Raw genomic sequence first — 20,506 nt, forward strand, 5'->3', positions numbered from 1 at the left:
AAAATATGGCAAAAGAAAAGAAATCTAGAAAAATGCTCTCATCCTTTTCAATTCTTTTTATCATTCTGTTTGTTTTAGCTCTTGTAACGGTATTAATTCCTGATGTAACAAGTGCAACATTATCAACAGTAATGATGGCTCCAGTTAAAGGTTTTGCAGATGCGATTGATGTCTGTGTGTTTGTTATGATCCTTGGGGGATTTTTGGGACTTGTAACAAAAACTGGTGCATTGGATGCGGGGATTGCAGCATTAGTTAAAAAACTTAAAGGTAATGAACTTATCATTATTCCAGTATTGATGACACTCTTCTCAATCTGTGGCTCTACCTACGGAATGCTTGAAGAAACGGTGCCTTTCTACGCACTACTTACTGCAACCATGGTTGCGGCAGGATTTGACGCTGTTGTTGGTTCAGCAGTTGTCTTACTTGGTGCGGGAGCTGGGGTTCTTGGATCAACAATTAACCCATTTGCAGTTGGTGCAGCATTGGATGCGATTCCTAAAGACATTCCAGTGAATAATGGACTTGTTATGTTAATTGGTCTTGTATTATGGATTGCTGCACTTCTCATCTCAATTTACTTTGTAATGAGTTATGCTAAAAAAGTTAAACAAGATAAAGGATCAACGATTCTATCACTTCAAGAACAAGATGAAATCAACAAACACTATGGACATGCTGAAGGTGCTACCGCAGTTGAATTAACAGGTACACACAAAACAGTTCTTATCTTGTTTGGAATTACATTCTTAGTAATGATTCTTTCCTTTATTCCATGGGGATCCTTTGGAATTACATTCTTTGATAGTTGGACTGCTTGGTTAACAGGGATTCCGTTTGGAGAATGGTACTTCCAAGAAGCAACAACTTGGTTCCTACTCATGGGTATTATTATCGGTATTGTTGGTAAACTTAACGAGAAAGAAATCGTCGATACATTCATGGATGGCGCTGCCGATATGATGAGTGTAGTTCTCGTTATTGCATTAGCACGTGGAGCTTCAGTTCTTATGACTGAAACAGGACTTGATGTTTACATCTTGACCAATGCTGCGAATGCACTTAAAGGGGTGTCAGGAATAATCTTTGCACCACTTGCATACTTACTCTACTTAGTACTAACTTTCCTTATTCCTTCCTCATCAGGACTTGCAACCGTGTCAATGCCAATCATGGCACCACTTGCATCAGAATTAGGCTTCAGTCCTGAAGTAATGGTAATGATCTTCGTAGCGGGTAGTGGTCTTGTCAACCTCTTTACCCCAACATGTGGAGCAATCATGGGTGGTCTTGCAATCGCCAAAGTTGAATACTCTACTTGGATTAAATTCTCGAAGAAAATTATTCTTATAATTGCACTTGTAAGTGTCATTATCCTAACCGGAGCAATGCTCATAATTTAAGCTATAATATAAAATAGAATCAAGGAATGGATGTTGCCTTCCATTCCTTTTTTCATTTAGCAAGATATTAACAATCATCCGTCTGATGCAAATCCTGTTTTGCGTTTATCGATATGCACGAGGGGTTGATTATGGTTTGTGAATGGGTGTTTCAAGCGGTTTTAAGTTTATGAAACGTGTAAGATGCCAATCCTTACACGTTTTATTTTCGAAAGGAAACACGATTAAGATTAAATAATTTATGTTGTAAGAGGGCAATCTAGGTACTGTAAAAAAGTGTTTTTTTAGTGTACAATAAGAGTGTAATCAAGAAGTGTGAAAGGGGGTATATTTCATGGACTTTGTAACTGAAATACAAGGTAAAAACTGCTCTCGATATGATAAGCGAAAGCTCTGCAGTTTTGACATGGAATTTATTGACTTACCAACCTATCCGATCATTCATCAAGCGTCACGCTTTCTCTTTATTAAAAAAGGTGAGGGAACGATTTTGATTGACGGTATAAGTTATCCTATTAGAGAAAATTCTCTTATCGCAATTCTTCCTTGGGAAATCACAGAAATTGAGAGCGTGGCCAGGCCCCTCCAATTCGTACGCATAATCTATAATATCGATTACATTTCTCAAGCAATGAAGTGTGGGGCGAATCCAAGTAATGATATGATTGCAGTGACAGGACCTCTAGAAAAAAATCACGTGATTCAATGTACTTCAAAAGAAGCTGATGTTATTTTGAAAGTGTTAGATGAGATTCGTGATGAGGTCGGTGTTGAATCGAACCTCGATATTCCTGAGGAACAAAGTTTATCAAAACTTTATGTCACCAATAAACTTATTGAGCTTGTAATTCATTTCCAACGTTTTGCGAATAAGAAGGAATGTAAGATGAAGTCGAATCAAGAAATTGAACTCGATCATCGCTATAAGATTTTCAAATATTTATATTCACATTTAAGTGAAAAATTAACACTTTCTAAACTATCCGGATTTTTTTATATGAGTGAATCTGCAATTAGTAAGTATATTTATGATGTGACAGGCTTGTCCTTTACGGCGTTACTTAATGAGATGCGTATTGTGAAGTCGTTAGACTTACTGATTTATACAGGAATGTCACTGAGTGAAATTGCGGAATTAACAGGGTTTGCGGATGCGTCGCACTTATCAAAAGTATATAATGAACGCATCGGTACAACGCCAAATGAATATCGTAAAATTTACCGGAATATTCATCAAGTTATAAATGATAAAGAATTAAGTCTTTCGTATCAGGTGTTAAATTATATGTATAACAACTACAAAGAAAACTTAAAAATACAAGAAGTTGCGGATAAGTTCAACATTCCACTGGTAGAACTTAATCTCATTCTGCTTTTCCAAGTAGAAATGAACTTTGAAGACTTCTTGAATTATCTTAGGATCAATAAGTCGTGTGAATTACTCTTATCAACCGATTTGGCAATTGTCGATATTGGCATCGCGGTAGGGTATAATAACAGTAAGACATTTCATCGAAATTTTGTGAAACAAAAGAACATGACGCCAGGAATTTTCCGCAAGTCGGTAACGATGCCAACAAGTGCGGTTGAAGATCCTGCAGAATTTATCCGAGCAACGATTTCTTAAAAAGACTGTCCAAAGACAGTCTTTTTCTCTTTTCTTCGAATATCATTGAATAATGTGAACTTATTGTGATAAATTATAAGAGAAGAAATGAGGCATTGGATGTTTAAACCTACGATAATTGCAGTATCATTAACTGTGTCAATTCTTGCGTTTGGATCGATTCCAGCAAAAGAAGAAGAGAAACGACCACAAATACGTGTTAATTCAATTGAACGACCAACGATCAATGCAGATGGGTCTTATCAAGATAAATATGTGGAGTTGTTACAAAGTTCAGAACACAAGGCACCGATTTTGAGTGAAGAGTTCATTCAGGCACGAGTAGAGCCTTGGACTTATATTGTTTTATACACAAGTGTCTTGGTAGTTGTAGCTATCGGTTCAATTTGTTATATCAAACAAAAACAAGAACGCATCTAATCAAGAATTAACATTAAATTTACCTAAAACAACATGCTTTCCATGTTGTTTTTTGTTATATTAGTTAGGTATCATCATGGAGGTAATTATGAATATTGATAAAGGAGTAATACATTCTTTAGATCGAGATTTACAATCAATGATTCTATCAGAAAAACCCTTAAATTTTAATACATCGAAAGATGTGGAACCTTTTATTGCAAAGTTAGCGAAAGCATTTCAGTCTAGTCCAACCGCTTCTAAAGCAAAGCTTAATTTAGGAAGTCCATTTTTAAGTTTAATCGGAACCCCAATTAATTTTATTGAAGAAACTCAGAAACTTGCAAAGCAATGGTTTGATCATCATATTGCGACCATGACAGTCGAAAGTTCAAATCTATTATTTGCGATGGTTGACATGGGCGATTTTGTTTCATTAGCGATGTTTGAGGTCTTGAGTAAAAATGGCTATATTAAAATTACTCAAAATGAACATGGATTGGAAAATGCTTTAGTTCATAATCAAGCAATCCTTCCAGAAACGTTTGCGAGTGTTAAAAACGCTTTTATGGTTAACCTGACAACCGGGGAAACTTTAGTAAAATTTCATGATATTCGTTATCGCGAACTTTTAGAGACGATTTTAGATTGCGAGATTATTGCGAATTCTAAAACAAGTTTCCAAGTTGTGGATACACTTGTAGGGACGATATCGGAAGTACGCGAAGATTCTCATTTCGAAAATATTGTAAAGGCGAAACAAGTAATTACGGATAATGTTGACTTTTTCGATGAAATTGAACCAAAACAAATCTTAAAAGAAGTGTTTGATACGTTTTCTGAAGAGGAAGAACGTTTAATTGACACTACCTTCGAACAAGAACATGTTCAAGACATGATTAATCTAAAAATGGTAAACCGTACCCAAGCTGCCAAGAAACATCGTATTGTTACTGAGTCCGGAATTGAAATAATCTTACCACTTGATATTTTGGATATAAGTGATGTTGTTAATATATCTACGGATATCAATGGTCAAGTATCGATTGAACTTAAAGATATTGGGAAAATTCTCTAATTACTATAATGAACAAGCATGTTATAGGTTCATTATAGAGCCGGATTTACAACTCAATTGAGTGAAATTTCAGATAATTGTGTTTTATGTCAAATATACTTTGACACGGTGCATTCACTTCGATATACTCTATCTATAACGGAGGGGTATTATGAAAAAAATAGCCATAATATGTGATTCATCGGTGTCATTTACTCAAGCTGAAATTGAAAAGTTTGGCGTCTATATTGCACCATTGACCATTATCCATAATAATACGGTATATATTGACCAAGTCACAATAACTGAAAATCAAGTAAATGATTTGTTACGCAATCACGAAGTTGTAAAGACGTCTCAACCCAACCTTGGGACGATTTACGAATTATTTGAAAAAGTTATGTCTGAAGGTTATGATCATATCTTTGCATTAAGCATCGGGACTGCTTTATCCGGTACTTACAGTTCAATGGAAATGGTGAAACAAGATCTCAAAATTGAGAACATGTCTGTAATCAATACCCATTCCATCACGGGCCCAGTTCAACAAGCTGTTGCTGCGATTCGTAAAATGAATGAAGCAGATTACAGTGTGGAACAGATTGAAGTTTATTTAGATCATTTTTTCTCTAATCAAATTTCATATATCTATCCTCAAACACTTGATCAAGTGATTGCAAGTGGTCGTGTTTCGAAGACTGCCGCAAAAGTGGCGAGTTTATTGAAAATTAAACCTGTTTTGTATTTGGAGAATAAAGGTCAGTCGATTGAAAAGTTAGGTGTTGCACGTTCTGAACGTAGAATTTTTTCATTACTTGTGAATGACTTAATACATCACGAAGTGAAACCGGAAACCCATGATATTTATCTTCTTCACAGTGAAGGATTGGACACATTAAAACGATTCCAAGATTTTCTAACGGAATCTTTAGGTCCTTTTACCATTAAAATAGTCAATCTACCAGCTGCTGTCGCAACACATGCAGGTATTGGAACACTTGCATTGCAATGGTGTTATAAAATATAAATTAAAGTTCCATTAAACCTTTAGCCATACCGCTAAGGTTTTTTTTTGAATCAGACTTGAAACCGACGATCTTAAATTTGTCGTGAATTCGGTTTGATTATCCTTACAGTTGATATCATGTGGTATAATATTTACAAAAGAGGTGATGCTATGTATTTGTTTATTTATAATCCAAAAGCGGGGTTATCGCAACCAAACGAATTGAATGAATTCATTCATTGCTTAAATCAAAGTAAGATTCGTTTTGACTTATTTCTAACAGATCTTAATTATGGTCCTGTAGAAATTATGGATGAAGTTGATCACAACTATGAAGGTTATATTATTGCAGGTGGTGATGGTACGGTAAGCCAAATGGTTCAGGGATTATACAATCACAAAATACGTAAGCCGCTTATTATTTTACCTATTGGGACTGCGAATGAGATTGCGAAAAATTTAGGGAATGTCGCCCATATTACTGATATTCTAAGCAATCTTGAAAACTTAACTGAAAGACCAGTTGATCTGGGCGTTTTAAATGAAACGGATTGTTTTACCTTTGCACTCACGTTTGGAAACTTTACAGAGGTTACATATAAAACACCGCAGAACTTGAAAAATTGGTTGGGTTATCGCGCTTATTTAATTTATGGTTTTTTAACGTTTCGACGCATTCATGCATATGGTTTGAAAGTTCGAATTGATGACACGTCGTTTTCGGGTAGTTTTGTATTTGGAGGCATCACGAATTCGAAATCTGTGGGGGGCATCTTTCATTATGATGAAAATGAGATTGAATTATCAGATGGTCTTTTTGAGGTGATGTTGATACGGAAACCACGAAATGTTTCACAGATACGTCAAATTCTTAAAGGAATGATGAGTCGTGAATATGATAATGAAATGTTTGTGATCCGTCAGTGTACAGAAGTAGAGATTCAGTCGGATACGGTAATGTCTATGAATATTGATGGTGAGTTTGCAGGAGATATGAGTTCGTTTAAAGCAACGAATCATAAAGAGATTTTAAATCTTATGGATTATAAAGGAGTCACAACACATGATTAGCCAATTGGAACAATTTCGTTTGGATAAACTAACAGAGGCGATTGAGATTCAATCGATTTTAAGTCCGAAGCAAGCAAAAGCGCTTGCGGGTAGTTTGTATGATGAAATTGATTGGGATGATGTTCATGTTCGCTCAAAGAGTTTTCAACGTCTTGTGACACCTTTCCTTTATGAACGTAATGTATTGCGTTCTCAACATGAACGCAGCTGTTCCATCAAACGTGGGTTTAAGTTCAAACGATAACAGTCTCAATTTCATATTGTTAGATATTAAAGTACAAAAATGTTTGTCAGGAGGTATCATGTCATATTTCTTAATGATTACAATCGTTGCGATTTCGATATCGTTTTTTTATGGACTATCTTGGTTTTTTCTAAATCGAGAAATGATTGTTTTAAGGCATCGTAAACAAACGTTATTTAAGTTTCTTGGAATTTTTATTCTCATTCAAGTTCTCAATAATTATATCTTAGAATTCACTCCTGGATTAGTATCGAGTCTTATGAACCGAAATCTATTGTATTTAGTGGAAGGTCCGGTATTTGCGATACAAGCTCTTGTTTTATCGATCATTCTGGCGCGTGATGCTCACATAAGCTACCTCCATGCTTTGTCTTCAAGTTTATTCAGTTACTTTATCACAGGAAGTCTATTTACCGTTGTGACTACGATTCTATATCAAATTTTGATACCATTTCCAAACTTAATTTCGTATACCGTTTTAGGTGGGTATGTACTCACCGCGTGTGTTGCCTTTCTAATCTCGATCCTATTTCGCATCTCAAATTTTAGTGATTATTTTTCAAAATTGTTTACTTCACGTCGAAAAGCCTTATTAGTAACCTTTGCGTTTTGGTGTATTAAGGATGTGTTTCGTATCATCTATGTTTATGGCACCAAAAGTTACAGCAACGCATCTTTTGTTTTAGGTGTTATTGTTGTGTTTGAAGTAATTCTCATCATCTTAGTAATTTCCGTTTTAGAACATCAACGCTTGATCTTACACACACAACGTGTTCATTACCTCCAACAGGTTCAACAGGCTCACTCCTTAGAACGATTAACTCAAGAAGTGCGGATGTTGCGACATGACTTTAAGAATTTGTTTTCTAGTATTTATCTTGCTTTTGATGAAGGGGATGAGACGGTTCAACGTATCCTCGACCAAACCGAACGTTATATGGATCATGTTGACCATCCAGAACCTATTCAAATTACCCATACACCAAATGATACTGGTTTTGTTGAGGTAATTCTCAACACGCTTTATGAACTGCGTTTGGGTTTGGGGATTTCAATGTTTCTTGTCATTGGTGGTATTGTGCTCTTGGAGGTTTCCGGAAAAAATTTAGGTATTTATCAATATCTTGAAGCCAATCGCATTCATCTGATTCTAGTTCTTTCTTGTTTAGCGATTGTGAGTGTTGTTTTTCTTTCGTTTGAATCGGTATCGAAACGTATTGATGCCACCAATTCTTATATTGCTGAGCAAAATTATTATCTTAATTCGCTTTTTAAGCTCCAAGAAGGCGTGAGACAAAGCCAAAAGATTTACCGTGATACGTTTAATCAACTTGCATATCAAATTGAAGCCAGTGGCTTGGATGGCGGTAGAGAGTACCTAAGAACCAATACATTGGCGATTGATCACCAACTTGAGAAGGAAGTAAAACAAACGGCTCAGCTTGCGAATATCGAAATCATGGAGATTAAGAGTTTGCTCCTAGGGAAATTCATCGAAATGCAGGGCAAAAAAATTGATTATGTCTTTGAATGTATGAATCCGATTCAGACAATCTCGATGCACTCCAATGATTTTATCCGGGCAATTGGTATTTTAATCGATAATGCGATTGAAGCGGTAGAAGGACATCCCACAGGTTACATTAACGTACTTCTTTATCAAGAAGATACATACCTTAAAGTTGTGGTAGAAAACACAATTCATGAACCCATTGCAATCAACAAAATCTTTAATCCTGATTACAGTTCAAAAGGGAGTGGAAGAGGCCTAGGTTTACAAAGTTATCGAAGTATTTTGAATAAATATCGTAATGCTGTAGGACATACCTCATGCACAAATGATAAATTTAAACAAGAACTCAGAGTGGAGAATTAAAATGATACCTGTATATATATTAGAAGATGAAACAATAATTCGTGAACACATACAAGATGTAATTGATAAACATATTGTGATACAAAATTATGATATGAAGATTTTGTGCGCAACAGATAATCCAGAGTCTATATTAGAAATAGGTGCTTTGGAAAATGTTCGGGGTTTATATTTTCTTGATGTCGATTTAGGGCCCAATGCGATGAGTGGTTTTGAATTGGCTAAAATAATTCGAGAACGCGATCCTCGTGGCTATCTTGTCTTTATTACGACACATGATGAATTGTTGTTGGAAACATTTAGAATGCGTCTTGAAGCAATGGACTATATTCTCAAAGATGATATGAACCAAGTGGATGAGCGTATTCGACATTGTATTGATGAGACCATCGATCGTGTCATTAAGGAACAAATGGAAATTGGTGAATATTATACGGTTAAAATATTTGATGATCTTTATCATATTCCAGTCAGCGAGATCCTTTATTTTGAAACATCTCAAGAGAAACATCGAATCATTATTCATGCAGATCGTGATATTTTAGATTTTGTTGGAAATCTATCCAAAATTGATATCGATTTGGGTAAGACCTTTGTACGAGTGCACCGATCTTATGTTGTGAATGAAAAACGGATTAAACGAATTGACCGTGGCAAGTCCGAAATTGAACTGGATAACGGTGAAATTATTCCTATGTCTCGAAAGGGGCGTAAAACGCTAGAAGGCTAAAGCCTTCTTTTTTTTGTCATTAAGCCAAGAAATTGGGTCGTTTAGGTCGTTTAAAGAAGATTTCAAATGATTCATGATAATCTTTAATTATTCAAAGGAGATTGAATATGATTAATGTTAAGAATATGACAAAGAAATACGGAAATAAAACAGCTGCAAATAATGTTTCGTTAATTGCAAATCCGGGGGAAATCACAGTTTTATTAGGTGAAAATGGTGCTGGAAAGTCCACAACCATCAAATCTATAATTGGTTTATTAGATTATGAAGGGGAGATTTCAATTTGTGGTTATGATAATCACAGTGTAGAAGCCAAAAAACGTTTTGGATATATACCCGAAGTACCGGTTCTTTACGATCTACTTACCGTACAAGAACATATTGATTTTATCGGTCATGCTTATGACGTTAAGAATTATGAAGTGCTCGCGACGGAATATTTAGATTTATTCCGACTTGATTCCAAACGGGATACGATTGCGAAAGAGTTATCAAAAGGGATGCGTCAAAAACTCTCAATGATTCTTGCACTCATTACGGAACCTAAGGCGATTTTAGTCGATGAACCGATGATGGGACTTGATCCTCAAAGCATTGAAGATACTCTTAAACTACTTACAGACCTAAAAGATAAAGGTACCAGTGTTCTATTGAGTACTCATGTAATTGATATTGTTAGTGAAGTTTGGGATCGTGCTTATATTATGAAAAATGGTCACGTTATTTGTGAAGTATTGCGAAAAGATATTAAAGATAAGAGTCTTAAAGAGATTTATTTTGAAGTCGGTAAGGAGATATAGAAGATGGTAATACTGCTTAAACTATCATTACTAAAACGGTTTGCGAAAATAAGAAATATATTGAGTAAGCCTACTTCCGCACTTTTTACTTTAGGAGCACTTTTACTTTACGGTTCAATGTTTATCCCAATGTTTAGACATGAAGGAAAAGCAATTATGGCACCGGAACTCATGCAAGCATATATTATGATTGTTTTAGGGATTTCTGCCTTTTTCATGCTTTCTATGGTGCTCTCAAAACATCAAAGTCTATTCTTTCTTGAAGATTCGTATTTTATGTTCATCGGACCCTTTAATCGAAAACAAATCTTAAGTCTTTTACCTTTTGAAAACATTTGGGGAAGCATGCTGCTCGCATTATTAGCGTCATTCCTAAGTGCTTTCCAGTTTAGTTTGCATTTTGCAATGCCAATTCAGCTTGTCTTGATCACATTTTTTATGAATACACTCTTGATAAGTGCGTTTTCATTGATTATGGAGTGGTTTTATCTTAAAGGCATTATTCAAAAAACTAAGAGTAAAGGACCACGCATTCTTTTGGGATTATTAATCGTGTGTGCTTTATTAATTTTTGGAACTCAATTTTACCAAAATGGTTTTGATGTCATGGCATCTTTAATGGCTTTTGTAACCCAAGATTCCTTTTTCTGGATACCTTTATTTGGATGGGCTAAACTGGGTCTTGTTGGATTTGTAAGTCAAAACATAGTTCAAGTTTTACTGGGCTTTGGCTTAATGGTCTTATTCCATGTTATTGCAATCTATGTTTTTGCGAATACAAAGGGAGACTTCTTCGAACAAGCAATGCTTGATGCTGAAGATTTTTCAGAATTCTATGCCCGTGCAAAATCAGGTAAGCAAGAAATCAATACAGATGATATCAAACAGGTTGAAGTAAAATATGGTATTGGTGCTCGTGCTATACATAATAAGAATGTACTCTTACTAAAAAAACAAAGACGCATGATCGGTCTAAAAGATGTTTTAATCTATATTATCTACCTTATTATGGGTTTTTTTATGAAGATGCCGATTCAAGGATACATCATGTTTATTATTATTGCGTTATTTAATCAAGCAAATATTGATACATTAACGGATGATTTAAAACAATATCATTTGTACCTCATTCCGGATTCACCATTACGTAAACTATTTAATACAATTAAACTACCATTTCTTAAATCACTGGGGATTGCTTTATTCTTTACTTTAGTCTCTATTGGGATGGCTCGTGCAAATCTTGGCGAAGCGTTGGTAGCACTTGTATTCGTATCAAGTTATGTTGCTTTAATTAACGTATCATCAATTTTAACCATTCGCATAATGAAGTCTCGTCACAACCAAATCGTGGATATGCTTCTACGGATGATTCTATGTGTATTACCCATTGTAGTCGTATTTGCGACTGCCGGCCTTTTAAGTGTCGATATTGAAGCAAATGCAATGGCTCTAGGTTTAACTGTGAGTGCACTTGCTTATGCAATAGCTGGGGCAGGATTTGTCTGGGTGGCACCGATGCTCAGAGGAACTGAGTTTTAAGGAGGGGACAATATGAAACATGAAAAAAATGCATTAGCAACATGGATTCCAATTGGTGTTGGTGTTGGCTTGGTTATCGGTCTTATCTTTGATAAGCTCGTACTTGGTTTGGGTTTAGGATGCAGTGTTGGAGTTTGTGTCGGAAGTTATTTAGATTCAATGGATGATTGATGTATAAAAAAAAACAGGCATTTGCCTGTTAACTAATATATGATCTGGGGACTACTCATCAATAAATATATCTTGTAAGTCAGTCTTGAGCGCTTTCGCAATATTGAAAGCAAGTTGTAATGATGGCACATACTTATTGTGCTCTACAGCCAAGATCGTTTGCCGGGTTACACCGGTTTGATCTGCAAGTTCTTGTTGTGTTAATTTTAGTGCTTTACGTTTTTCTTTAATTTTATTTTTCATTTCATCGTACCTTTCCGATATGATGAGTTAATCTTAGTATCCCCTTAACCTATGATTAGTTGGTTATAGTATAGCAAAAAGTTCTTTAATTGTGAGTAAAAGCTTAAAAAAACATTGTTTTTACTACTATTTGTTTTAAAAAAAGCACATATAGGATATGATATGAGAAAGAAGGTGATTATTATGGAACAAGTACTTGTAACGTTAATTATTATTCTGGTTGTACTTATAATTGGTTTAAGTATTGCGCGTATTCAAGAACGTACAACTGAGTATGATGTATTTGAGGCTGAACGAAAATCACGACCTTATACAGAAGCAGAGGTACATCACCATGAGGTGAAGTTTGGAAGTAAAGCCAAACCAAGCAATTCGATTCGCGTAAGTGAAACTACTGAGGAAGAAATTCGTCATCTCGTTTTATCAGGTAAGAAAATCTTAGCGATAAAAATGCTCGTTGAGAAAACGGGAATGTCGCTATCAGAGGCAAAGCATCGTATTGATCAATATTAGTAGAAATCTAACTTCGGTTAGATTTTTTTTATGTGATATTACACATAAACTCATTATGAACGTACATTCATGTTATATTTAAAACAGTAAGTTAGGAGGGGTTATTTGAATATCTTATTAAGTAAATTTAAAGAGGTATCTTTTTCAGTATTGCCCATTACAGTTTTAGTACTCTTAATGCATTTTTTTCTAGTACCACTTGAAACAGATGTATTGGTACGATTTCTCATTGGGGGATTATTTGTAATCATCGGTTTGGGCATTTTTTTATTTGGTGCAGAACTGGGGATTGTACCAATCGGAACGCTTATGGGGAAATCGATTGCGCGAACGAATAAAGTGAGTATTGTTGCGGTGCTAGGTCTAGTTCTTGGTTTTTTAATTACCTTTGCGGAGCCAGACTTACAAATTCTTGCGAATGAAGTGAATGTGGCTTCTGGGGGTACCTTATCCGCAACATTAATTGTAAGTGTTGTTTCGGTAGGTGTAGGCATAATGGTAGCGATCGGTCTTTTGAGAATTTTGTTTAATAAACCTCTCAATAAACTTTTTGCTGTTACTTATTTTGGAATTATGGTATTAGGTGTTTTTGTATCCGAAGAGTTTCTCGCAATTTCTGTTGATGCCTCGGGTGCTACAACCGGTGCAATGACAACACCGTTTATTCTTGCTTTAGGGTATGGGGTGTCTCAACTTAAAGGTGGAAAGCATGCGGAGGAGGACAGTTTTGGGATGGTTGGACTGGCATCTGCAGGTCCTATATTTATGGTTATGATCCTAAGCTTAGTTAGAGGACTTGGTGGTATTGAAGGAGAGAGTGCCGTGATTCTGGAATCACAAGGGATTCTCTTGCCTTTTATTCGGATATTGCCTACAATGTTGAAAGAGTCCTTGCTTTCATTGTTACCACTCACAATTTTGTTTATTGCCTTTGATATGTGGAAGTTCAAACTGACACGTTTTCGAAGAGATAAGATTTTTAAAGGACTGTTCTATACTTTCTTTGGTCTTTCCATTTTTATGACAGGCGTTCAAGCAGGATTTATGGATGCAGGTCGTATTTTAGGAGAAGGTGTTGCTTTAATCCCAAATCGCTCTCTGCTGTTAGTTGTAGGTTTTTTAATGGGTATGGTGGTTGTGTTGGCTGAACCGGCGGTATATGTACTGACCGAACAAGTTGAAGATGTAACTTCTGGCCATATTAAGAAAAAATCAATTCTGGTTACACTATCAATAGGAATAGCGTTTGCAGTGATGTTGTCCATGCTACGCATTACATCAGAGCATTTAAAACTATGGCATTTACTACTGCCGGGATTTATGTTGGCTACGGTTCTATCGTTCAAGGTTCCTAATATTTTTGTGGGAATTGCATATGATTCCGGTGGGGTAGCATCGGGCCCCATGACAGCAACCTTTGTATTAGCGTTTGCTCAAGGTGCTGCATCAGCAATACCGACTGCGAATGTAATGACGGATGGCTTTGGTGTTATTGCGATGATTGCAATGATGCCAATTATTGCAATTCAAATTTTAGGATTCTTATATGCCTTAAAAACTAAAAAAAGAGGAGGTTAGAGGATGCCTTTCGAATTATCAAATCTTATAATGGTTTGCTCAATTGTTGAACGTGAACACGGTTCGCATATACTTTCAATTTCCCGACAAGTGGGTGCTACAGGTGGGACTGTTTTTCAAGGTAGAGGATGTGTAAGAGATCGCCTTCTTAATATGCTCGGTATTGAAGAACGTCGTAAGGAAGTATGCATTACAATTATGCCGGAGGTTTTTGAAACAGACTTCTACGAACGCATACAAAAACATACTCAATTTAAAAAACCGGATACAGGTGTAGTTTTTTCAGTTCCCTTAAAAGGAGTCTTAGGGATTCAAAAATTACCGGGTCATGTTAAAACGCTAAAGGAAGGTGAACGACATATGGGTACAGATGCTATTTTTATTATTGTTGATGATGGTCTAGCGCAAGATGTCATGCATGTTGCAAAAAAACATGGAGCAACAGGTGGAACCATTATTCATGCACGTGGGTCTGGAACGCATGAGCATGAAAAATTATTCAATATGGATATTGAACCAGAGAAAGAAATTATTTTAATTTTATCGGAAATGGAAATGACATCATCCATCGTCGAAGCGCTTAATGCGACATTCGAAATTGATAAACCTGGACATGGTGTCATCTTCGTTATTGAAACATCGCGAACATTGGGTCTTTTAGGTCAAGAATAACTTTAAACAGGTTTCATCAACCTGTTTTTTTATGTTTTATTGTCCATTGGAATTCGTGTGATTTTTGTGAAACTCTTATGATAACGCTTGCATCTGGTGATGACTGTGTTATATTAAGATTAGCTACATGGTATATACCACTCGAAATACCGGTATAATACGTAGTAAAGGAGAAGATATATATGGAGAAATTAACTTCATGGATGGAAGAGCATTTCGTCCCAATTGCAATTAAAATTGGTTCGCAAAAGCATTTAGTTGCGATTCGTGACGCTTTTATCAGCATTATGCCGATTACAATGGCGGGTTCTGTTGCGGTTCTATTAAACGCACTTGTACGTGATTTACCCGCTAAGTTTGGGGCGGATGGTATTACCGATGCTTTCAGTTGGCTTATTGGTATTAATGGAAACATTTGGTTTGGTACGCTTGCGATTTTAGCTTTAGTGTTTGCATTTGCAATCGGTTATCAATTATCAAAAGCTTATGATGTTGATCCTTTAGCGGGTGGATTGATTTCACTTGCATCATTTATTGTCGTTACGCCTCAAGTAGCATCAATTGATGTAGCAGGCTTAGCAGAACCTGTTGTTGGATGGGGATTTATCGGAATTGGTTATATGGATGCGAAGGGTTTATTTACAGCTCTAATTGTTGGCTTTATCGCAACCATCATCTATGCAAAACTAATGAATAAAAACATTACGATTAAATTGCCAGATCAAGTGCCTCCAGCAGTTTCACGTGCCTTCGCATCAATCATTCCAGGATGTGTTGCTTTATATACAGTAGGTACACTTGCATACCTTACATCAACATTCTTTGATGCTTCGGTTGGTGATCTTATACTTAAGTATGTTCAGATGCCTTTCCTTAATGTTTCCCAAGGACTTGGATCGGTTATCTTTGTTACGATGTCTGTTTCAGTGTTCTGGTTCTTTGGTCTTCATGGTACCAACGTATTAGCACCTGCACTTGATGGTGTTTATAAGGTTGCTTTAACAGCAAATACGAATGCTTATAATGCAGCGTTATCGGCTGAAAATTTACCTTATTTATGGACACGTGGATCATTTGATGCATTTGCATGGATGGGTGGAGCAGGATGTACACTCGGCCTCATTATCGCATTGCTTATTTTCTCAAAACGCGAAGAAAATCGTGCTGTTGCGAAATTGAGTGCTCCGATGGGACTGTTTAATATCAATGAACCTGTAATTTTCGGATTACCGATTGTTTTAAATCCAATTTATTTAATTCCTTGGATTTTAGTACCAACAATTCTCGTTACGATTGCATATCTTTCTACATCAGCAGGAATTGTACCACCAGTATTCCTTGAAGTACCATGGGTAATGCCACCCATCCTTTATGCTTGGATGGCGACAGGCTTCTCATTCTCAGCGGCCTTGCTTGCTTTGATTAATCTTGTCATTGGTACTGCAATTTGGGCGGTATTCGTTTTAGTTGCTAATAAAATTGATTATACTGAAACACAAGAATAATGGTATCGAAATATTAGGGGCATCCTTGCTCCTAATATTTGTTTTAGTGGAGGTAGTTATGAAACAGTGGCTTGTTTTTATTTTCGCATTTGGAACGCTTTTGGTTCTATTATCAAGTACAGTAGACCAAGGTAGTGGGATTTTTCTTTTAGGAATCACACTCATTGTGATTGCACTTGGTTTATTTTATCGAAAGGGGAGAGAATGATGGAAGTTTATCGAACGATCAGTGGAACACCGGATCAATGTTTTGATTTATTGATTGAATCGCTGTGCATGGATATCTTATCAAGTACCGGTCAATCAATAAATGAAGATGAAATCCGAGAAGGGTTTCGCTATGATAAACAGTTGAGAGGCCGTATGGGTAATTCTGGAATCGTTACTGTGACGATTTTAGAAATTAAACGACCCGAAGTGTATAAAGTGCGTTTTGAAAGTGCCCAAGGCATTAATATTCTTGAGTATCATCTTGAAGCAATTGATAATTCAGAATTTCAATTAAAGTACATGGAATCCTATCACTCGCATAAAAAACGAAAGATGTTGAATTTTAAACTGATGGAGCGATTTTATCGTAAAGGCAGTTTGAAACGTATTAACCTATTATTAGATCAAATTGAAGGTATTTTGCGAGAACGAACAACGAAGAAATAGAGAAGGAGCATATTATGGCACGTTTAGGAATATCGATATATCCAGAAAATTCCACAAAGGAAAAGGATATTGCGTACTTGAATCAAGCAGCAGACTGTGGTTTTAAACGTATTTTTATGAGTTTACTTCAATCTGATTTTGATCATAAAGATCAACTCATTCGTGATTATCGTTTGCTTACGGATGCTGCTCACCAAAGAGGCATGGAAGTTATTGTCGATGTGGCACCTGCAGTATTTAAGGCATTTAATATTACGCATACAGATCTTTCTTTTTTTAATGAAATTGGTGTAGATGGTATTAGACTTGATGAAGGGTTTAATGGTTCATTAGAAAGTCAAATGACCTTTAATCCATATAATTTAAAGATTGAATTAAACTCAAGTCAGGGAAATGATTATATTGAAAATGTCATGACGTATTATCCAAATAAAAATGCTTTAATCACATGCCATAATTTTTATCCGCAACGATATACGGGACTAAGTAAGGAACATTTTGATTATTGTAATCAGAAGATTCGAAAACTAGGACTTCAAAGTGCTGCATTTGTATCAAGTCAAAATGAGGATACTTTCGGTCCATGGCCTGTTTATGAAGGCTTGTGTACACTGGAACATCATCGTGATTTACCAATTGATGTGCAAATTCGGGAGTTAATTGCGACCGAAATGATTGATGATATTATAATTGGTAATGCTTATGCATCGAATGAAGAATTAGCCTCATGTGCAAGCATCGAACTGGGCAAGTTACAGTTTAAAATCGACTTAGAGGTTGAGCTTTCAGATGTTGAGTCTAAAATAGTTTATGAACATTATCACTTTGTTCGTGGTGATATGAGCTCTTATATGGCACGCTCAACGATGCCGAGGGTTACGTATGCGGAAGCATCAATTCCACCTAAGAATACGGTTGACTTAAAACGGGGCGATGTTGTTGTTTTAAATGATGCATATGGCCGTTATAAAGGGGAATTGCATATTGTTCTTGAAGCGATGCCAAATGATGGAAATAAAAATAAAATTGGGCAAATTCCTGATATGGAAATGATGTTGCTTGATTACATCAAACCATGGCGTCCATTCGCATTCATCAAATAATCGTTGATTGTTTTTAATATTATTTTATAATAGGTATATATTGGAGGTGTAGGGATGAAGATTCCACTTTATCAGCAAATTAAAGATAAAATCATAACAATGATTGAAATCATGGAACCAAACGCCTCAATTCCCAGTGAACGTGATTTTACCGATCACTTTCAGGCAAGTCGTATGACCGTACGAAAAGCAATTAATGAATTGGTTGATGAAGGATACCTTTATCGCGATGCCAACCGTGGTACGTTTGTATCGGACAAGCGATTAATCAAGAAGAATTCATTACTAACACCAGAGTTTGATAAACATACAATTTTATATTTTGATGTAAAGGCTTCTTGTGGTGAAGACGTGAGTTCAAAATTAAATATTTCTCAGGATACTTCAGTGGTACGGTTTATTCGCATCTTATCCAAAAATAATATTAATATTGCTCTTGAAGAAGTTTATATCGCTCGGAATCAATTGTCTGATGATGCGTTCAACGATTTACCAAAACTAGAGAATTTTAATGCATTCTTCAATCGTGGTAGTGCGTCCTTTACGGTGATTCCAATGCTTGTTCCAATTAAATATGCGAATCTTTTAGGAATCAAGCTCGAAAGCCCGATTTTATCCATTGAATCTATTATTTATAAAAATGATGGAAGCCCACTTGTTTACATTAAGAGTTTTAATCATCCTATTTATCGATCAATTGAAATTACAGATTAAAAAAAACTTAGACACAATAGTCTAAGTTTTTTTCTGTTTTTCTATACTGATTATCTTATCAATCCAATCTTCATAGAAGCTAGCTTCATGGGAAACAAGAATAATTGTGCCTGTATAAGATTGTAAGGCGTATTTCAAGGCATCCTTACTTTCGATATCAAGATGGTTGGTTGGTTCATCGAGTACGAGCATATTTGTATAACGATTCATCAACAAGCATAGTTTTACCTTGGTTTGTTCACCACCACTTAATGTCTTGATGCTACGACTCCAATGTTCTTCTTTCATGCCGACTGAGGCAAGGGTCTTACGCACTTCGCCCTGAGAAAACTTTGGATAAGTTTGACTCACGATTTGCAAGGGCGTTAAAGTGTCGTCACTCCAATTAAGGCTTTGTTCAAAGTAACCGATTTTTAAATCATCATTTAAATAGATGCTACCATCTAAAGGTTTAAGTTGGCCCATGATTGTTTTGATGAGCGTTGATTTACCAATACCATTAAAACCTGTAATCGCAAAGCGTTCTCCGCCATAAATTTTCATATTAAAGCCATCAATTAGAACCGAATCATAACCGATTGCAAGTTCAAGTGTTTCAAGAACTCGAACGTCAGCTTGAGAAAGTGTTTTGAAAGCATAGTTTTGTTTTGCGTGAGCTAAGGGCGCGTGGACACGATCAAGACGATTTAATTGTTTCTGACGTCCTCGTGCCATCTTTGCATTACCACCTGCTTTATTTTTACGAATAAAAGCCTCTGTTTTATCAATATAATTTTGTTGTTTGGAATAAAGACTGAGTTGTTCCATGCGGTTATGTTCTTTTTGTTTTAAAAAGGCGTCATAGTTTCCGTTATAACGTGTTATTTTTTGAAAATCGATATCGACGATGACATTTGCGACACGATTGATAAAAGAATCATCATGGGAAACAACGATAAAACTCTTCGCATAAGCATTCAAATAATTCGCAAGCCATTCAATATGATCAACATCGAGGAAGTTTGTTGGCTCATCAAGCAATAATACGTCTGCATCGGAGAGTAATAACTTTCCTAAGATTACTTTTGCACGTTGCCCACCGGATAAGTGCTCAATTTTTGTGTCAGATCCTAGGAGATGTAATCCAAGTCCTTGAATTACTTTTTGAATTTCTGTTTCTATTGTATAAAAATCCGCCTGTAAAAGACGTTCTTGAATGTTTGAAGCTTTGCGAAGTGCATCCTCATTCTCAATTGATTCTAAGTAATAAGCATTCATGCGTGTCTCTAAATCAAACAATTCTTTGTAGGTTGTGGAAAGGTAACCGTGAATAGTAAGGGTAGGGTCAACGCTGACATATTGATCCATAAATGCAACATTCAGCTTATCTTGCCAAACTACAGTTCCGAAATCGGGAGATAAATCACCAGTCATAAAGCGTATTAATGTACTTTTACCGGCTCCATTTAAGCCAACAAGACCGATATGGTCTCCCTTATGTAAGAGAAACTCTGCATTACTATAGAGTTGTCGCTCCACAAATGTGTGCGTTAAATTCTTAATTTCAAGATAGGGCATTCTAAACCTTCTTTCGTGATGAAGGTTTAAGCTAT

General features: G+C 36.0%; 22 protein-coding genes. 20 read left to right on the plus strand and 2 right to left on the minus strand.

Features of this window, described 5'->3' with window-relative positions; translation table 11 throughout:
• Nucleotides 1–5 precede the first annotated feature (5 nt).
• The 12 genes from NMG63_RS04325 (at nt 6) to NMG63_RS04380 (ending at nt 11,929) form a co-directional block, all read left to right on the plus strand.
• A complete protein-coding gene (locus tag NMG63_RS04325) occupies nt 6–1,406 on the plus strand; it encodes a YfcC family protein (RefSeq protein WP_254006440.1) in 1,401 nt (466 codons plus the stop codon).
• A 334-nt stretch (nt 1,407–1,740) separates the two neighbouring features.
• Nucleotides 1,741–3,033 (plus strand): AraC family transcriptional regulator, encoded by a 1,293-nt coding sequence (locus NMG63_RS04330; RefSeq protein WP_254006441.1) that lies wholly within the window; start codon nt 1,741–1,743, stop codon nt 3,031–3,033.
• A gap of 99 nt (nt 3,034–3,132) precedes the next feature.
• Nucleotides 3,133–3,453 (plus strand): acriflavin resistance protein, encoded by a 321-nt coding sequence (locus NMG63_RS04335; RefSeq protein WP_254006442.1) that lies wholly within the window; start codon nt 3,133–3,135, stop codon nt 3,451–3,453.
• 88 nt (nt 3,454–3,541) lie between these two features.
• On the plus strand, nt 3,542–4,510 hold the full coding sequence (locus tag NMG63_RS04340) for a nucleoid-associated protein (protein WP_254006443.1): 969 nt from the start codon (nt 3,542–3,544) through the stop codon (nt 4,508–4,510).
• A 151-nt stretch (nt 4,511–4,661) separates the two neighbouring features.
• A complete protein-coding gene (locus tag NMG63_RS04345) occupies nt 4,662–5,516 on the plus strand; it encodes a DegV family protein (protein WP_254006444.1) in 855 nt (284 codons plus the stop codon).
• Between the two features lie 150 nt (nt 5,517–5,666).
• A complete protein-coding gene (locus NMG63_RS04350) occupies nt 5,667–6,566 on the plus strand; it encodes a diacylglycerol/lipid kinase family protein (protein ID WP_254006445.1) in 900 nt (299 codons plus the stop codon).
• A complete protein-coding gene (locus NMG63_RS04355) occupies nt 6,559–6,810 on the plus strand; it encodes a penicillinase repressor (RefSeq protein WP_254006446.1) in 252 nt (83 codons plus the stop codon). The genes NMG63_RS04350 and NMG63_RS04355 overlap by 8 nt, the downstream gene beginning before the upstream one ends.
• A gap of 58 nt (nt 6,811–6,868) precedes the next feature.
• Nucleotides 6,869–8,686, plus strand: a complete 1,818-nt coding sequence (locus NMG63_RS04360; RefSeq protein ID WP_254006447.1) for a GHKL domain-containing protein — start codon at nt 6,869–6,871, stop codon at nt 8,684–8,686.
• A gap of 1 nt (nt 8,687) precedes the next feature.
• Nucleotides 8,688–9,416 carry a LytR/AlgR family response regulator transcription factor gene (locus NMG63_RS04365; protein ID WP_254006448.1) on the plus strand — a complete coding sequence of 243 codons (729 nt, stop codon included), beginning with the start codon at nt 8,688–8,690 and terminating at the stop codon, nt 9,414–9,416.
• 107 nt (nt 9,417–9,523) lie between these two features.
• Complete coding sequence (locus tag NMG63_RS04370; protein ID WP_254006449.1) at nt 9,524–10,216, plus strand: ABC transporter ATP-binding protein; 693 nt, start codon at nt 9,524–9,526, stop codon at nt 10,214–10,216.
• Nucleotides 10,217–10,219: 3 nt separating this feature from the next.
• Nucleotides 10,220–11,758, plus strand: coding sequence for a putative ABC exporter domain-containing protein (locus tag NMG63_RS04375; protein ID WP_254006450.1), 1,539 nt, complete (start codon nt 10,220–10,222; stop codon nt 11,756–11,758).
• Nucleotides 11,759–11,770: 12 nt separating this feature from the next.
• Entirely contained in the window at nt 11,771–11,929 is a 159-nt protein-coding gene (locus NMG63_RS04380; RefSeq protein ID WP_254006451.1) for a glycine zipper domain-containing protein, read from the plus strand.
• Between the two features lie 51 nt (nt 11,930–11,980).
• Here NMG63_RS04380 and NMG63_RS04385 read toward each other — a convergent pair whose 3' ends face one another.
• Complete coding sequence (locus tag NMG63_RS04385; RefSeq protein ID WP_254006452.1) at nt 11,981–12,172, minus strand: helix-turn-helix transcriptional regulator; 192 nt, start codon at nt 12,170–12,172, stop codon at nt 11,981–11,983.
• A 183-nt stretch (nt 12,173–12,355) separates the two neighbouring features.
• On the opposite strand from NMG63_RS04385, the gene NMG63_RS04390 reads away from it, so the two are divergent.
• From NMG63_RS04390 to NMG63_RS04425, 8 genes are all read left to right on the plus strand, one after another.
• Nucleotides 12,356–12,685 (plus strand): hypothetical protein, encoded by a 330-nt coding sequence (locus NMG63_RS04390; RefSeq protein ID WP_254006453.1) that lies wholly within the window; start codon nt 12,356–12,358, stop codon nt 12,683–12,685.
• 105 nt (nt 12,686–12,790) lie between these two features.
• Nucleotides 12,791–14,263, plus strand: coding sequence for a DUF1538 domain-containing protein (locus NMG63_RS04395; protein ID WP_254006454.1), 1,473 nt, complete (start codon nt 12,791–12,793; stop codon nt 14,261–14,263).
• Between the two features lie 3 nt (nt 14,264–14,266).
• Nucleotides 14,267–14,935: a P-II family nitrogen regulator gene (locus tag NMG63_RS04400; RefSeq protein ID WP_254006455.1), complete on the plus strand. Its 669-nt coding sequence runs from the start codon at nt 14,267–14,269 to the stop codon at nt 14,933–14,935.
• Nucleotides 14,936–15,117: 182 nt separating this feature from the next.
• Complete coding sequence (locus NMG63_RS04405; protein WP_254006456.1) at nt 15,118–16,440, plus strand: PTS sugar transporter subunit IIC; 1,323 nt, start codon at nt 15,118–15,120, stop codon at nt 16,438–16,440.
• A 58-nt stretch (nt 16,441–16,498) separates the two neighbouring features.
• A complete protein-coding gene (locus tag NMG63_RS04410) occupies nt 16,499–16,648 on the plus strand; it encodes a hypothetical protein (protein ID WP_254006457.1) in 150 nt (49 codons plus the stop codon).
• On the plus strand, nt 16,648–17,097 hold the full coding sequence (locus tag NMG63_RS04415; RefSeq protein WP_254006458.1) for a DUF3284 domain-containing protein: 450 nt from the start codon (nt 16,648–16,650) through the stop codon (nt 17,095–17,097). Before NMG63_RS04410 ends, NMG63_RS04415 begins: the two co-directional genes overlap by 1 nt.
• 14 nt (nt 17,098–17,111) lie before the next feature.
• On the plus strand, nt 17,112–18,200 hold the full coding sequence (locus tag NMG63_RS04420; protein WP_254006459.1) for a DUF871 domain-containing protein: 1,089 nt from the start codon (nt 17,112–17,114) through the stop codon (nt 18,198–18,200).
• 54 nt (nt 18,201–18,254) lie between these two features.
• Complete coding sequence (locus NMG63_RS04425; RefSeq protein ID WP_254006460.1) at nt 18,255–18,914, plus strand: GntR family transcriptional regulator; 660 nt, start codon at nt 18,255–18,257, stop codon at nt 18,912–18,914.
• A gap of 21 nt (nt 18,915–18,935) precedes the next feature.
• On the opposite strand, the gene NMG63_RS04430 is transcribed toward NMG63_RS04425, so the two are convergent.
• On the minus strand, nt 18,936–20,471 hold the full coding sequence (locus NMG63_RS04430) for an ABC-F family ATP-binding cassette domain-containing protein (RefSeq protein WP_254006461.1): 1,536 nt from the start codon (nt 20,469–20,471) through the stop codon (nt 18,936–18,938).
• Nucleotides 20,472–20,506: the final 35 nt, after the last annotated feature.

This window comes from Erysipelothrix amsterdamensis, from assembly GCF_940143175.1.
Lineage (GTDB): Bacteria > Bacillota_I > Bacilli_A > Erysipelotrichales > Erysipelotrichaceae > Erysipelothrix > Erysipelothrix amsterdamensis.